The sequence below is a fragment of the Hymenobacter oligotrophus genome, assembly GCF_003574965.1.
GTDB lineage: Bacteria > Bacteroidota > Bacteroidia > Cytophagales > Hymenobacteraceae > Solirubrum > Solirubrum oligotrophum.
In genome coordinates, this window is the sequence record NZ_CP032317.1 from 3023460 (window position 1) to 3037283 (window position 13824).

19 protein-coding genes are annotated in these 13824 nt (G+C 62.4%); 7 read left to right on the top strand and 12 right to left on the bottom strand.

Translation table 11 applies throughout. The features are described from left to right. Positions 1 to 97 precede the first annotated feature (97 nt). Positions 98 to 1417: a TPM domain-containing protein gene (locus tag D3Y59_RS12860; RefSeq protein ID WP_119445412.1), complete on the top strand. Its 1320-nt coding sequence runs from the start codon at positions 98 to 100 to the stop codon at positions 1415 to 1417. A gap of 280 nt (positions 1418 to 1697) precedes the next feature. Further along, complete coding sequence (locus tag D3Y59_RS12865; protein ID WP_119445413.1) at positions 1698 to 2084, top strand: hypothetical protein; 387 nt, start codon at positions 1698 to 1700, stop codon at positions 2082 to 2084. Positions 2085 to 2165: 81 nt separating this feature from the next. Here D3Y59_RS12865 and D3Y59_RS12870 read toward each other — a convergent pair whose 3' ends face one another. Next, on the bottom strand, positions 2166 to 2537 hold the full coding sequence (locus D3Y59_RS12870; protein ID WP_162910767.1) for a hypothetical protein: 372 nt from the start codon (positions 2535 to 2537) through the stop codon (positions 2166 to 2168). A gap of 163 nt (positions 2538 to 2700) precedes the next feature. On the opposite strand from D3Y59_RS12870, the gene D3Y59_RS12875 reads away from it, so the two are divergent. Together D3Y59_RS12875 and D3Y59_RS12880 are read left to right on the top strand one after the other, a co-directional pair. Continuing rightward, the gene (locus D3Y59_RS12875) at positions 2701 to 3219 is read left to right on the top strand and encodes a GNAT family N-acetyltransferase (protein ID WP_119445415.1); all 519 of its coding nucleotides are present in this window, start codon (positions 2701 to 2703) and stop codon (positions 3217 to 3219) included. Between the two features lie 64 nt (positions 3220 to 3283). Further along, positions 3284 to 3565, top strand: coding sequence for a hypothetical protein (locus D3Y59_RS12880; protein ID WP_119445416.1), 282 nt, complete (start codon positions 3284 to 3286; stop codon positions 3563 to 3565). Positions 3566 to 3639: 74 nt separating this feature from the next. Here the strand turns inward: D3Y59_RS12880 and D3Y59_RS12885 are convergent, their stop codons facing one another. The 3 genes from D3Y59_RS12885 to aspA form a co-directional block, all read right to left on the bottom strand. Then, positions 3640 to 4146: a hypothetical protein gene (locus tag D3Y59_RS12885; RefSeq protein WP_119445417.1), complete on the bottom strand. Its 507-nt coding sequence runs from the start codon at positions 4144 to 4146 to the stop codon at positions 3640 to 3642. A gap of 330 nt (positions 4147 to 4476) precedes the next feature. Next, positions 4477 to 4986 (bottom strand): hypothetical protein, encoded by a 510-nt coding sequence (locus D3Y59_RS12890; RefSeq protein WP_119445418.1) that lies wholly within the window; start codon positions 4984 to 4986, stop codon positions 4477 to 4479. A gap of 264 nt (positions 4987 to 5250) precedes the next feature. Next, a complete protein-coding gene (aspA, locus tag D3Y59_RS12895; RefSeq protein WP_119445419.1) occupies positions 5251 to 6657 on the bottom strand; it encodes an aspartate ammonia-lyase in 1407 nt (468 codons plus the stop codon). 176 nt (positions 6658 to 6833) lie between these two features. On the opposite strand from aspA, the gene D3Y59_RS12900 reads away from it, so the two are divergent. Next, positions 6834 to 7244: a hypothetical protein gene (locus D3Y59_RS12900; RefSeq protein ID WP_119445420.1), complete on the top strand. Its 411-nt coding sequence runs from the start codon at positions 6834 to 6836 to the stop codon at positions 7242 to 7244. A gap of 66 nt (positions 7245 to 7310) precedes the next feature. Here D3Y59_RS12900 and D3Y59_RS12905 read toward each other — a convergent pair whose 3' ends face one another. The 6 genes from D3Y59_RS12905 to D3Y59_RS12930 form a co-directional block, all read right to left on the bottom strand. Further along, entirely contained in the window at positions 7311 to 7634 is a 324-nt protein-coding gene (locus tag D3Y59_RS12905; RefSeq protein WP_119445421.1) for a hypothetical protein, read from the bottom strand. 299 nt (positions 7635 to 7933) lie between these two features. Then, complete coding sequence (locus tag D3Y59_RS12910) at positions 7934 to 8227, bottom strand: hypothetical protein (RefSeq protein WP_119445422.1); 294 nt, start codon at positions 8225 to 8227, stop codon at positions 7934 to 7936. A gap of 167 nt (positions 8228 to 8394) precedes the next feature. Further along, on the bottom strand, positions 8395 to 9366 hold the full coding sequence (locus D3Y59_RS12915) for an alpha/beta fold hydrolase (RefSeq protein WP_119445423.1): 972 nt from the start codon (positions 9364 to 9366) through the stop codon (positions 8395 to 8397). A gap of 201 nt (positions 9367 to 9567) precedes the next feature. Further along, positions 9568 to 10200, bottom strand: coding sequence for a nitroreductase family protein (locus D3Y59_RS12920; protein ID WP_119446461.1), 633 nt, complete (start codon positions 10198 to 10200; stop codon positions 9568 to 9570). Positions 10201 to 10303: 103 nt separating this feature from the next. After that, positions 10304 to 10912 (bottom strand): pentapeptide repeat-containing protein, encoded by a 609-nt coding sequence (locus D3Y59_RS12925; RefSeq protein WP_162910768.1) that lies wholly within the window; start codon positions 10910 to 10912, stop codon positions 10304 to 10306. A 145-nt stretch (positions 10913 to 11057) separates the two neighbouring features. Beyond that, positions 11058 to 11324, bottom strand: a complete 267-nt coding sequence (locus tag D3Y59_RS12930) for a hypothetical protein (protein ID WP_119445425.1) — start codon at positions 11322 to 11324, stop codon at positions 11058 to 11060. Positions 11325 to 11328: 4 nt separating this feature from the next. On the opposite strand from D3Y59_RS12930, the gene D3Y59_RS12935 reads away from it, so the two are divergent. Then, positions 11329 to 11883: an NUDIX hydrolase gene (locus D3Y59_RS12935; protein WP_240410362.1), complete on the top strand. Its 555-nt coding sequence runs from the start codon at positions 11329 to 11331 to the stop codon at positions 11881 to 11883. Positions 11884 to 11904: 21 nt separating this feature from the next. Here D3Y59_RS12935 and D3Y59_RS12940 read toward each other — a convergent pair whose 3' ends face one another. Beyond that, positions 11905 to 12564 (bottom strand): hypothetical protein, encoded by a 660-nt coding sequence (locus D3Y59_RS12940; protein WP_162910769.1) that lies wholly within the window; start codon positions 12562 to 12564, stop codon positions 11905 to 11907. A 146-nt stretch (positions 12565 to 12710) separates the two neighbouring features. Next, positions 12711 to 12971, bottom strand: coding sequence for a hypothetical protein (locus tag D3Y59_RS12945; RefSeq protein ID WP_119445427.1), 261 nt, complete (start codon positions 12969 to 12971; stop codon positions 12711 to 12713). A gap of 212 nt (positions 12972 to 13183) precedes the next feature. Between D3Y59_RS12945 and D3Y59_RS12950 the strand changes: the two genes are divergently transcribed. Continuing rightward, the gene (locus D3Y59_RS12950) at positions 13184 to 13771 is read left to right on the top strand and encodes a hypothetical protein (RefSeq protein WP_119445428.1); all 588 of its coding nucleotides are present in this window, start codon (positions 13184 to 13186) and stop codon (positions 13769 to 13771) included. Positions 13772 to 13824: the final 53 nt, after the last annotated feature.

Consider the following 13824-nt stretch of genomic DNA (forward strand, 5'->3'; position numbering starts at 1 on the left):
GCGTTGGCCGCCCGCCTAAGCATGTAGCCCTGCTGGTTGCGTAGGCGTACAACAGGGGCAGCGCGGGCGTGCTCCGCGGCTTTACCCCCGATACCTCATGTACCGCTTTCTGATTGTTTGCTTGCTGGTGGTGGCCGGATGGGGCCAACCCCTGCTAGCCGCGCCGGCCGGTGAACTGCCGCCGCGACCCAACCCGTTTAAGTTTGTAACCGACGCGGCGCAGCTGCTAAGCCCCGCCGATGCCAACACCTTGGAGCGCGGCCTGCGCCGCTACGCCGACAACACCGGCACCCAAATAGTGGTGGTAACCGTGCCCACGCTGGGCGGCCGCCCCGTAGCCGACTACGCCCGCGACCTAGGCGAGGCCTGGGGCGTGGGCCAACGCGCCCAAAACAACGGCGTGGTGGTGCTGCTAGCCGGGCAAGAGCGGCAGGTAAGCATCCAAGCCGGGGCGGGGCTGCGCCAGCAGATTACGCCCGCGCTAACGCAGCGCATAATTGGCCAGCAAATGACTCCCGAGTTCAAGCAAGGCCGCTACTTTGCCGGGCTGCGCACGGGGCTGAACGAGCTAATGCTGGCGGCCAACCCCGAGTCGGCACCGCGGCGCGAGCCCGCCGCCGCGGCAAGCAGCACCGCTCCCGCGGGCGGCAGCAATTCAAGCCTGGGCGCCGGCAGCCCCAGTAGCAGCAGCGTGCAAGCTCCCCCGCCGAGCTACGGCGACGAACCTTTTTCGCCCAACTCGCAACCCGCTGCCGCGCCGGCTGGCCCCGGCCTAGGTATCGGCAGCATGGTGCTGGGGGCGCTGGTGCTCGGAGGCGGCGTGTGGTTACTCATGCGGCTGTTTCGGCGCAAGCAAACCCCGGCGGCACCCAGCGGCCCGGTACCCGACTTTTACCCCAACCGGCCCGCCGGCCCAAGCGGCGGCTACGGCACCGGCGGCGGCTACGGTGCCACGGGCGGCCACAACCAAGCGGGCAGCTACGGCCGCGCACCCATGCAGCAACCCGCTCCCGACTTTTACCCCAACCGCGGCGGAGGCGGCCTAAGCAGCGGCATGGGCGGCGCGCTGCTTACCGGCGCGGCCGCCGCAGCCGGCGCCTACTTGGGCAACCGCATGGCCTCGGCTTCCGACAACCATCCCAACTTTACGGGCAAAGACCTAGGTGCCGGCGGCACCCCGCCGCTGCCCACCGCGCCGGCTGCTGGCGCTGCGGGCGGCTTTGCGGCTCTAGGCGACAGCGGCACCAACGACCTAGGCGCCGAGCCCGCCCCCGACTTCTTCAGCGAAGAAGCCTTGCAGGACAACTCGGCCGACTACTTTTCCAACGACGATGCCGCGGCCTACGACGATCCTTCGTCGGAGGATACCGGCGGGGGCGGCTTCGACGATACCAACGATAACAGCGGCTCGTGGTAAGTGCTGGGGTCTAGGCCCCGCAGCAACGCCACGGCCCGGTTGCGCCGCGCAGCCGGGCCGTGGCGTTGCTGCGGGGCAGCGGTTGGCCAGGCCCCGTACCACATATATGGGTTATTTCACCCCCGAAACCGCACTAAAAAACTGGTTTTCAGCAAGCATCACATGAATATGTGAAACGAAGCAGGCAACGGTAGGGCGTAATTTAGTGCCTACTAACCCGAACGCCAGGCAGGTGCCCGGCACTGGTTACAAGCCAACCCACTCCCAACCTTACCCTACTATGAAAACGCTTCTGCAAACCGCCCCCCGAGTACTGATGATGGCCGCCTTCGCCGGCCTGGGTTTCGCGCAACCTACCCTGGCGCAGTCGCCCAACGGACAACCCGTGCACGTAGATAAAGTGGCCGACTTTACATACCTGGTGCGCGTGAGCAACCCCACCCAACAAGCGGCCAAAGTGCAGCTTGTGCGCTTGCGCGACGGCAACGTATTGTATCAGGGCAACAGCTCGCGTCCTACCTTCGGCGAGAAGATAAACGTAGGCAGCCTGCCCGACGGCCAATATGCGTTTGTGGTTCGCATTGGCAACCAAACCCACCGCTACAGCCTCGACTTGCACACCACGCGCAGCGTGGCCCTGAGCTCCGGCGCCACGGCCATGCGCTAACCCCGCCGCTTTACCGCACTACCACGGCAACGCCAGCGCCCCCAGGGCGCTGGCGTTGCCGTGGTATTTGGCTCTTGGGCTTCAGGTCAAATGGGTACCGCTGGGGCCATCCGTAGCAGCCGGCGGGTTGGCAGCCGGGGGCGCGGGCGTAGCAGCGCCCCCGGGCTTGCGGTTGAGCAGCACGGCCAACACCAGAAAAATAACCGGCACGCAAAGCAAAACGCCCGGCAGCCACACCTCGTCGCGGTTGGAGTACCAATAGCCTGCGAAGAGCAAGGCAAAGAAGTTGAGTCCGTGGATAAGCCGGTAGCGCCCCCGGGGCGGGTCGGCGGCCGCGTTGCGCAGCAACAGCAGCACAAACAAGCACACCAACACAAAAGGCACTGTTACCAGCGTCGAGCGAAACACTTGACCAAACGGGATGTGCAGTAAAACAGTAGCGTAAGGTAGCATGGCAAGGCTAAGTTGATGAGCGCAGCAGCTACCTAATGTAAAGCAAAGCAGTCAATTATGGCTTCGCCGAGCTGTCCCCCTTGTTGCTTGCTGCGGGCCAGTACCTAGGACACCAAGCCGGGCCGCGCTTGCTCGCTACCGGTGCAGGGCCGTTGTTTGCGCCATGAACATTCGGGCCCTTACCCCCGCCGAAGTACCTCCTAGGTTGGCGGCTCTTGGCGAATTGCTGATTGATGCCGTAGCCAACGGCGCCTCGGTAGGCTACTTGCACCCGCTAACCGCCGCTGCAGCGGCGCAGTACTGGGCCGGCGTACGGGCCGCGGTAAACGCCGGCGAAACCGTGCTGCTAACCGCCGAAGCCCCCTACGGCCGCGTGTGCGGCACCGTGCAACTGGTGCTGGCTACCAAACCCAACGCCCCGCACCGCGCCGAGGTAAGCAAGCTGCTGGTGCACTCAGCCTACCGCCGCCAAGGCCTGGCCCGGGCCCTGCTGCAAGCCCTCGAGGGCTACGCCCGCCAGCACCAACGCAGCACCCTCGTGCTCGATACCCGCCGCGGCGACGCCGCCGAGCTGCTGTACCAGCAAATGGGCTACACGTTGGCCGGCGAAATACCCGCCTACGTGCGCAACGAGGCCGGCACGCTGCAAAGCACCATGGTGTACTACAAGCTGCTTGGCTAATCCGCAGCCCGCGCCACCTAGGGCATATTTCCGCTACCTTACTGCACCCCCGAGCTCAACCCCTATGCAGGACCAAATTTTGGCGCTTGTGCACCAGGCGCACGCCCTTACCGAAAGCACCGCCGTAGCCGAAACTAATTTGCTGGAGCGCAAGAAGCTGGTGCTGGCCGACTTGGCGCTGCACTTGGTGCAGGCGGCGCTGCGCCACGAGCAGCCCAACCCCGCCGAGTTGAAACGCTACCTGTTTTCGGTGTTGACGGTAGCCGATGTATTCGTCGACGACCTCGACCTGAAAGCCATGGCCAATACGTTGCTGCCCGCTACCCCGACCCCGGCAGCCCCCTAACTACGCGCAAGCCCGCCCCGGCCTGCATAAAGTAGCAGGCCGGGGCGGGCCACTAGCAAGCGGGCCAGTGGCCCTTACAACTGAGCCACCGGACGAACGACCGGCGTAGCCGCCAGCGTGGCCGGCGTGGTTTTGCCCATGCGCACCTTAATGCTGCGCATGGCCACGGCGCGCTGCTTGCCCGCGGCCTGCAGCGTGTAGCGGTACTGCTGCGCGCCTGCTTTCACCACCAGGGCGTAGCGGCCTGCCGGCAGCACGCCAAAGTTGAAGCGGTGGCCGTAAGTGGCATCGGCGTAGGTTTCGCTGAAGAGCGTTTTGCCGCTGCTCAGGCTTACCACCTGCACTTGACCCGGTTGCAGGCCAGGGTTGCTGATGCGCACCCGAAAGCTCACCTCGTCGACGCGCTCTACCGAAACGGGTTGGCCCGGCAAGGCCTGCACGGGCGATGCGGCCAGCGCGCCACCTAGGGCCAGGAGACCCAGCAGCACCCGCGAAGCGTAGGAGCCGCCGGCCTGAGCAGGCGCGGCAACCGAGGCAGTTGGCAATTGGGCGCGGAGGGCAGAAGCGAAGAAGGTTTTCATAGCGGTATGGGAAAAAGGTTGGGGTATGCGATGATGAAGAATTAGTGTCCTGCTTTGCCGGGAGCCGGTTGCCACCCGAGCGGTGTGCAGTTCCGGACAGCCTCAGCATAGGAGCCAGCTTATATTTTCAATACCGATGCCAAATTTATAAATCGGTTATTATCAGCATTTTAACCACAAATTATCGTTGCTATACCTTTCCAAATGTGTCCACTTGCGGGCACCGTGTTCGGTTTTGCACGGCCGCAAAAAGCCCCGCAGCGGCTTGCTACAGGGCAAAAGCCACAAGCAAGCCGCTGCGGGGCGGGTTGGGGCCTTGGGCCGCCGTGGCTACAGGCCGCCGGCTGCCGACCGAGTTGCTGGAGCAGCAGCCAACGAGCCCGGGCTCTGCTTAGCCAGGCGCACGCGTATGCCGCGCACAGCTACGGCCCGTTGCGCGCCGCTACGCTGCAAGCGCACGGTGTAGCGGTACTGCAGTTTATCGGTCTTCACTACAATGGCGTAGCGCCCCTCGGCCAGGTTACCGAAGCCAAAGCGGTGCCCATAGGCCTTGTCGGCGTAATCCTGGCTGAAAAGCAACTGGCCGGTTGCGAGGTTTTGTACCTCCACGCGGCCCGGGTGCAGGCCAGGGTTGTGCACGCGCACCCGAAAGCTCACGTCGTCGACTTTTTGCACGGTTACGGGCTGGGTCGCTTCCTGGGCCTTGGCGGGCTGCGTAACAAAAGCGGCACCTAGGGCCAGCAGGCCCAGCAAGGCATGCGGCAAGCGGGTGCTCGTGGCAAACGAAACGGGCAGGGCAAGCGCAGCGGTTTGGGGGGCAGGCATTGGGTTGGTTTTCATAGCGGTAGGGTTTAGTGCGTGTTCCGAATGCAATGCTACTCGCTTCGGGTACCCGGTCGGCTATTTCAACCCGACATGATCGTGCTACAACCAGCTGTCGTTCAAGCAGTAGTTAAGAAAATATCGGCACTGCGCATCACATGCTTATGCTGCCGTGGGCAGATTTGGCCTAGGGCCAGCGCGGGCACGGCGCAAGCAACAAGCCGGCCGGCAGCACGTGGCTACCGGCCGGCTTGGCTTCGGTTCACTAGGCAATGGGGTGGGCTACTGAATAAAGTGCGGGCGGATAAGGTTTTCGAACGTGAAAATTTCATCCCACTTGGCCTGCGAAAGCAGCTGGCGCTCGGTTACGGCAATTTGGTACACCGATTTGCCGGTGCGCAGGGCTTCTTTGGCTATTTCGGCCGAGGTTTCGTAGCCCAATACGGGGTTGAGCTGAGTTACGATGCCCACGCTGTTGCGCACCATATCTTCGGCGTGTTTGGCGTTGGCCGTGATGCCCACCACGCACTTTTCGCGCAGGGTGCGGCAGGCGCGGCTCATGTACGAGATGCTCGTGAACAGCGAAAACGATATTACCGGCTCCATCACGTTCAGCTGCAACTGGCCGGCTTCGGCCGCCATGGTTACCGTTAGGTCGGCGCCGATTACGTAGAAGGCCGTTTGGTTTACCACTTCGGGCACTACGGGGTTCACTTTGCCGGGCATGATGCTGGAGCCCGGCTGCAGCGGCGGCAGGTTAATCTCGAACAAGCCAGCCCGCGGGCCCGAGGAGAGCAGGCGCAAATCGTTGCAAATCTTAGAAAGCTTTACGGCTGTGCGCTTCAGCACGCCCGAGAGCTGCACGTAGGCACCGGTGTCGTAAGTGGCCTCAATCAAGTCGCCGGCCAGCACCAAGTCGAGGCCGGTGAGGTCGCGCAGGTATTGGGTTACCAGCTCCGCGTAGCCGTTGGGGGCGTTTACGCGCGTGCCGATGGCCGTAGCGCCCATGTTGATTTCGCTGATGAGGTGACGCGAGTCGTCGATGCGCAGCAGCTCCTCGCGCAGGTTGGTGGCAAAGGCCTTAAACTCGTCGCCCATGCTCATGGGCACGGCGTCTTGCAGTTGGGTGCGGCCCATTTTCAGCACGTTCCGAAACTCCTCGCCCTTGGCGGCAAAGGCATCGGCCAGCATGGAAAGCTCGTCGCGGTAGCCCGCCAGCTTGTTGTTGAGGGCAATGCGGAACGCCGTGGGGTACGCGTCGTTTGTCGACTGCGAGCAGTTTACGTGGTTGTTGGGGTGGCAAAACTCGTACTGGCCCTTCTTTTTGCCCATCAGCTCCAGCGCCACGTTGGCAATTACCTCGTTGGCGTTCATGTTCACGGAGGTGCCGGCCCCGCCCTGGATCATGTCCGTCAGAAACTGATCGTCGTGCTGGCCGGCAATTACCTGGTCGCAGGCGTCGGCAATGCAGCGGGCAATAGCGGGGTCGAGCACGCCTAGGTCGCGGTTGGCCAAGGCAGCGGCTTTCTTCACGTAGCCCAACGACTGCACAAACAGCGGCTCGGCGCGCAGCGGAATACCCGTGATGTCGAAGTTCTCGAGGGCGCGCAGGGTTTGAATACCGTAGTAAACGTCGTTGGGAAGGGTGCGTTCCCCAAGAAAATCGTGTTCGATCCGGGATGTTGGCATTGGGCTGAGCTGGTCGGGTGTGGTGGGATACTTCTACGCAAAGTTGGGGCTGCCGGGGCAAACCCAAAACCAAGTGTAGGCAATCGGCCGCAGCCGGGCTTGGCGGCCGGCGCTTCGGCATGCAACCCGTGGGCTTTAAATAGCCTCTTGTCCTCGCCTACTACCTTGTGTTGCACATGAAATACCTCGCCTACCTAGCCGTGGCGGCGGGCATTGCCCTAAGCAGCTGCCACAAAAAACCCACCCCCGCCGAGCCTGCGCCCACCCTCGAGGGCAACTGGCAAGGGCTTGACGAGCGCCAGGACATGTTCGACGAAAACAACCAGCTGCTGAGCACTTACCTAATGCCCTACCGCACGGGTTTGCACGCCATCAACTTCGACGAAGTGGACCGCTTGTACACCGTGTACAACAACGGCGCGGTAGTAGGCCGGTTCAGCTACTGGATTACCGACAACCGGTTGCAGCTGCAAGGTGGCGGCGAGTTCGTTATCGAAGAGCACACCAAAACCAAGCTAGTGTTGCGCGTTCGGCAGGATATCAACACCACCCGCTACCTCGTTCGCACCAGAAGCTACACCCGCTAAGCGGCAAAAACAATCGGCCGCTCCTGCCAAAGGCAAGAGCGGCCGATACCTAGGGCCGGGCGCGGCTTACTTGCTGCGCACGGGCTTGTCGACGGTGATTACGCCTTTGCGCGAGCCCGCTTTGCTGGGGTTGGCTTTGTGCGCTGCGCGGATTTTGCGGCGGGTTTTGCGGCGCTTGGCCCAGCGCTTCATGGCGGCAATGGGGCCGCGCTTGCGGCGGCTGTTGCCTTTGTAACGCTTGTAGTTGGGGCTGGGCACGGGCGTGGCCACGGCAGCCTCGGCTAGAGCCTCGGTGGTGGCCACTGAGGCCATTGCCACCTCCGCTAAGGCTTCGGCCGGCTCGATGAGCACCATTATGGTGCAAAGGAACAGCAGTAGAAGTTTGCGCATGTCGAATGTAAGTTTTAAAAGTTAAAACAAGTTGCGTAAGCAGTTTTCGATTCGAAATGTGCAATAGGTGGCGCGTGTTAACACTAATATAGCCAGTATTCGGCAGAACAATGCAAAAAGTTGCTCATCAGTAAAAATTGTACGCTACCGCCAGCGCTTTTATTATAATTTTTACTGTCGAGCGCGTCAAAATCCTACTTAACCCTTTGCTGCAACGTTTTTAGCTCTGGCCACAAAAGAAAAAAAGCCGCCTGCTCCGGGCGGAGCAGGCGGCCATATGCGGGCGAACCTCGGCGCGCTTAGTTACGCACGGGTGGCTCTACGGTAATTACGCCGCGGCGCGGGGCGGTTTTGGCTTTTTGCTTGGCACGGCGCTTGGCCGACCACCGGCGGAAGATGTTGCGGCGGTACTTGCGGCGGCTGTTGCCTTTGTAGCGCTTGTAGCTGGGGCGCGGCACGCGCGGCGGGGTAGCTACGGTTTCGGGGCCGAGCACGGCCTCGGTGGCGGCCGGTGCGGAGGGCTCGGCCAGCGCCAAAGCCGGATCGGCGAAGGCAAAGATGAGGCAGAGCAGCAGGAGAAGGAGTTTGTTCATAGAAAGCAGAAAAACCAAGTGGAGGCGCAACAGCCTAAGCCGTGCTGTTTCGCGGCGCAAATTACGGACCAATGCGGTTACTGCCTGCTTATCACCGAATTATGCAGCAACACCGCGGTTCGCTTATACTCCTGAGCATCAGCCACAACCCCAGGCAGCAGCGGCACTTAGGCTTTGCGCGGCAACTTGCGCGCGAAGGCCATTACGGCTGCCTGAAACTCTTTGTTGTTTTCGAGGAAGGGATAATGCTTGCCGGGCAGCACCACCACTTGCTGCTGCGGAAACTTAAACGACTTGTAGTGCTCGGGGCCGGTTACGTAGTCGTCTTTGCCGGTGAGCACCAGCACGGGCGCCTGCAGCTTGGCCGAGGCGGGCGTGAAATCCTGCACGTAATCGGGCAGCTTGTACACGGCGGCGGCAAAATCCTGGTTCAGGGGCATGCTGCGCACCACTTTGCTCGCGCGTACGGCGGCCGTATCGGTTACGTACATCAGCTTGCCCATGAGCTTTTGCTGGCCCAGCATGCCCATTACCATACCCCAGCGCTGCGGCAGCGGCATGGCGGGGTCGAGGGGCGGGCGACCGGCTTCGGGCAGCAGGTCGTAGCCGTAGGTGGCGGTGGTTTCCATGGTAGCGGGCAGGTTGAGGATGCTGTTTACCAGCACCATGGCCTGCACGCGCTCGGGGTATTTGCTGGCGTAGGCCGTGGCAATGGTGCCGCCAAACGAGTGCGACATCAGCACCCATTTCTCCAGGCCCAGCTGCTGGCGCAGGTCTTCGAGGTCTTGCACCAGGCGCTCCAGCTTGTAATTGCCGCTTGGGTCGCTGGCCGAGCGGCCGCTGCCCCGCTGGTCGAGGTAAATCATCTGGAAGGTGCTCTCGAGCGAGCGGCCACCTAGGGCCTCGAAGCCGTAGCTGCCGGCACCCGGCCCGCCGTGCACAAACACGCACGGCAAGCCCTTGCCGGCCACGTGGGTGTAAAGCTTTACGCCATCGGAGGTAGTGATAATGGGCGTGCCGTTAGCCAGCGTTGCCGCGGCTTTGCGCTGGGCTACCAAGGGCTGCGCCGCGAATAGCGCCAATAGAATTACGGCGAATAGTCGGCTCGTCAGAGCCGACTTCAGGTAAGCATACTTCATGATTGGATGGATTGATGAATGATAATGGAGCTCAATATAGACTTTTCATATGGAGGCTGATAACTACCGGGTTGCGGCCGGCCAGGCCCTAGGTGGCCTAATCTGCTGCACCAAAAACAACGGCCCGGCTGCCAGTAGCAGCCGGGCCGTTGCGCGGGTATGAAGTACTTATCCCTAAGCCTTGATACCTCAGAACCAGACTTATATCTCCACGAAAAACTTCTCCTTGGTGCGGCGCACTTTTTGGGCGCTGGCCAGGTAGTCATTAGCGGCATCGCGGTAGCCCAAGGCCAGCAACGATACGCTGCGCAGGCCCTGCGCGGGCAGGTTCAGCAGCGCGTCGAGGGCGGCAGGGTTAAAGCCTTCTATGGGCGTGGCGTCTACCTGCTCCACGGCGGCGGCAGTGAGGGCGGTACCCAGGGCAATGTAGGCCTGGCGGGCCGCCCACTGAAAACGCTCGTCGGGCGACTTGCCGGCCACCACGCCGCCCAGCATGGCCTTGCGGAAATCGGCCAGCGACTCAGCCGACACGCCCCGCACCTCCTGTATGCGGCGCAGGTACTCGTCTATTTGCTGCTCGGTTACATCGGCCCAGGCGGCAAACACCAGCACGTGCGAGCCCTCCACAATTTGGGGCTGCTTGCAGGCTTGCTCAAAAATTTGCCGGCGCACGGCGGGGTTCTCTACCACCAGCACCGTGTAAGGTTGCAGGCCCATCGACGAAGCCGACAGGCGGGTAGCTTCCAGAATGGTGGTTAATTTCTCGGCCTCAATGGCTTGGCCGTTCATGCGTTTGGCGGCGTAGCGCCAGTTCAGTGCTTCTAGCAGGTTCATAACAGCGTGTGCGGTGCTTTGGGCAGCGCGGCCCGGCGAGCCGGCGTTGCCAAACAATGGCCAACAACTCCGCACCTAGGCCGAATGTTTGGCGCCGCTCGGTTTAGTCCTCAATCACGATGCCCAGCTGGCTTACCAGGCCCGGCAGCCCGGCCGTGCTAAAGCGGGCCTTGCGCAGGTAGTTCAGGGTGGGGTCGATGATGAAGTTGGCGGCCGTGGTGAAATCGGCGCCGGCCAGCTGCGTATGCTCGAACACGGTACCGGCCAACGAGCATTCCTGAAACACGGCTTCCGTGAGGTCGGTGTTCGTGAAATCGGCGTCGTGCAGGGTGCAGTGCTCGAAGCGGGTGCGTGGCATCCGCTTGCCCGCAAACGAGGCGTAGTGCAGCTGGCACCGCTCGAAGTGCACCCCAAACAGCATTTCGCGGCATACCGCAAACTGCACCCCCGACAGCTTGCACTCGCTGAACGCCACGTTTTGTAGCCCCGTGTTGGCCAGGCTCGCCGAGGCCAGGTTGCAGCGCTCAAACAAGCAATCGATGAACAGCAAATTGTTCAGGTTGGCCCCCGAAAAGTCGCAGCTCACAAAGCGGCATTGCTCCAGCTCGTGCGGGTAAGCGGCGAGGTGGGCGGCATCCCAACGCTCAAACACGTTTTCGACCGGAAATACGGAGGGTTTGCGCAGGACGGGGGCTGAGCGCCGGGCTTTCACGACGGATGCGGGAATTGGGGTTGGGGCTGAACAAGCCGGAACAGACGCCGCAAGGTACCCAACAAACCGCAGGGCCTCGGCCAAAAACCGCAGCCCGGCTGCCCAAGGCAACCGGGCCGGGTTGGGGTGCTAAGCACCTAGGCGCTTAGCTGCGCTTGTTGGCTTCTTCGTCCGAGCCGAGGGTGCTGGGGTTGCTGTTCTGACCTTCCATGCCGTTGGTTTGGTCGCTGTCGCCGTAGCCGCCGCGTTGGCCGCTGCCGTCGCCCATGTTGCCTTGGGTTACCTCGGTGGCGCCGCCGGCGCCCTGCGAGGCCGCACCGGGCGTATGGTTTTGTTGCGGATTTTCCTGGCGGCTGTTCTGCTCGTCGGCTTCGTTGGGGATGCTGTTGGGTTGGTTTTGTTCGGTGCTCATGGGTATGATCGAAATAAAAGCTCGGGAGCCGCGGCCCTGCGCCACTGGCTACTCCACTGTACGCCGGCCGCGCCCGGTGGTTGGGGCCCACCGCAGCGGCTGGCGCCGCAGCCGCCGCGCCCTAGGTACCTTTGCGCCTCTACCCGCTTTTGCCTGCATGAAGATCATCGACAAAATTGCCTGGCTGCTGCTCGATGGCCAGGGGCGCGTGCTGAGCACCCGCAGCCGCGGCAAAGACTGCTACTACTTCCCCGGGGGCAAGCGCGAACCCGGCGAAACCGATGCCCAAACGCTGCTGCGCGAAATAAAGGAGGAGCTGACCGTTGACCTGGACCCCGACAGCCTGCAGCACCTAGGCACTTTTACGGCGCAAGCCCACGGCCACGCCACCGGCATTCGGGTACAGATGACGTGCTACGCCGCCCGCTACCACGGTACCTTGCAGCACGCCGCCGAAATCGAAGAAGTGGTGTGGCTCCGTTACCACGACCGCCCCCGCGTGTCGCCCGTCGACCAGATTATTATGGATTGGCTGCACGCGCAAGGCCAACTCGCCTAGGTGGCTCCGGCTAACAACGGGCTACTTCGTGTACACCCGAATGATGCCGTTGCGGCCTTGCTCACCGTAGGTTTGCAACAGCTCGGGGTGGCCGGTGATTACGGACACACCCTTGAAACGCGCGGCGGTTAGGGCGCGCAGCTGGGCCGGTGTGGCCGCCTGCTGATCGATGTAAAGCAGGCGGCCGGCCAGCTCCTGCTCGGTGAGGGGCTGTCCGGTTATGAATTTCTCGTAAAGCTGTTTGGTGGAGGCATACAGCTGCGCATCCAGCCCCGGGTGGGTAGCCGGCCGATGCCGTGCCAGGAAAGCGCGCACGGCCGGCTGCTCGGCATTTTGCCTGGTAGTGATAAGCACCACCACCGGCGACATGGGCCATAGTAAGCTGCTGCTTAGCCCCTCGCGCTGCAAAAGGGCAGCTGCCTCCGCGTCGCGCAATGCGCTGATTTCGTCAATGGAGTCGGGAGCAAGTTGGGTAGCGGCGGTGCGCTCGGCCAGCTTGCCGTCGATAAAATACACGGCCTTGCGGGGCAACGTGGCGGGCTCGTGCCTGGGCCGAAACAGCGCCATAAATCCGCCGCCAGGCGACGGGTTCTGCTGCGCCGAACTTGAGGCCGCGCCTAACAGCATCGGCAATGCAACAAGCGCCATGCGTAGCGCGCGGCCCAACAATGGTTTCATCATGGCGATAGAGGTGTAATGGTGACGAATGATAAACAATTACACCGGCCTAACGCCTTGCCTGGCTGCACATTGCGCAGCACCGCGCCGTTTTTGGCTGGCTGCTGCCAAGCCCGCTTGGTGCGGCGGGTCGAACGCCGCCGCGGCACCTAGGCGCGCGTGACTTTGCCTTTCAAATCCCAATGGCTGGCCTGTACTTGCTGGCTGCCGGGCACGCGCTTAATGGTGCGCACGTACCGCTCGCCGACAATGGCGCCATCGGGCCGGCGCTGGCCGATAAACAGCGTAACCGGCTCGCCTAGGTCGTTGGTTACGAAGGTGATGTCGAGGCCGCGAAAACGGTCGTCGATGGTGCTGGAGGGCTCGTAGGTTTTGCTGAGTTTTTCGGCGAGCTGGCGGTGCAGAGGCATGGCTGAAGGGCAGTTGTACCAAGGCCGGTATACGCGCAGCGGTGCGGTTGGGTGGGCGCTGCGCGGCAGCTGGTGGCACCTAGGGCAACCCGTCCGAAACGGTACTCACATCATCATGTGAGGCGCTGCGCGGGTTTCTGGCATTGTTTTCGAGACTTGACTCAGCAGCTGTCGAGCTTTCGGCAGCGTCTGCTCTCAACACTTTTCCGCGCATGAAAACACTAGCTCTACTCCTGCTGCCAGCCGCTGCCCTGCTCACGGCTACCTCCTGCTCCAAAGACTCCGTAAAGCCCAAGCCCGACCCGGCCGTTGAGTTGGGCATGCAGCGCAGCTTTCACTTCACGGCCGACAACACCCACCGCGACACCACCTTCGCATCGGGTGCCATGGAGAGCTTGGCCGCGCGCACTTCACAAGAAATGTACTTGTGCTTCGGGCCCGCTGCGGGCGCCGATTACATCAACCTGAAGCTTGATCCGCGCCAGATGCCCAGCAACTTCGTGGGCACCTACTCGCTGGACTCGAACACCGGCGCCGTGTACTCGCGCTACCTGTACCGCCGCATCACCCCGAGCGGCTACAGCGCCTCCATTCTCAGCAGCGACGCCCACCCCACCACCGGCACGCTCACCATCAGCCACTACGATGCCGAGCGGAAGCTCATCAGCGGCTCCTACACGGCGCAGTTTACCGGCGTGTATGACCCTACTTCCACCTCCACCAACCACACGCAGCTGCGCCGTTGCAACTTATCGTTGTCGGGCACATTCGAGAACGTAAAACTCTCGGTGGTTCCCTAGGTGCCGAAGCGCCTGTAACACAAAACGGCCGGCCTGCACCCTGCAGACCGGCC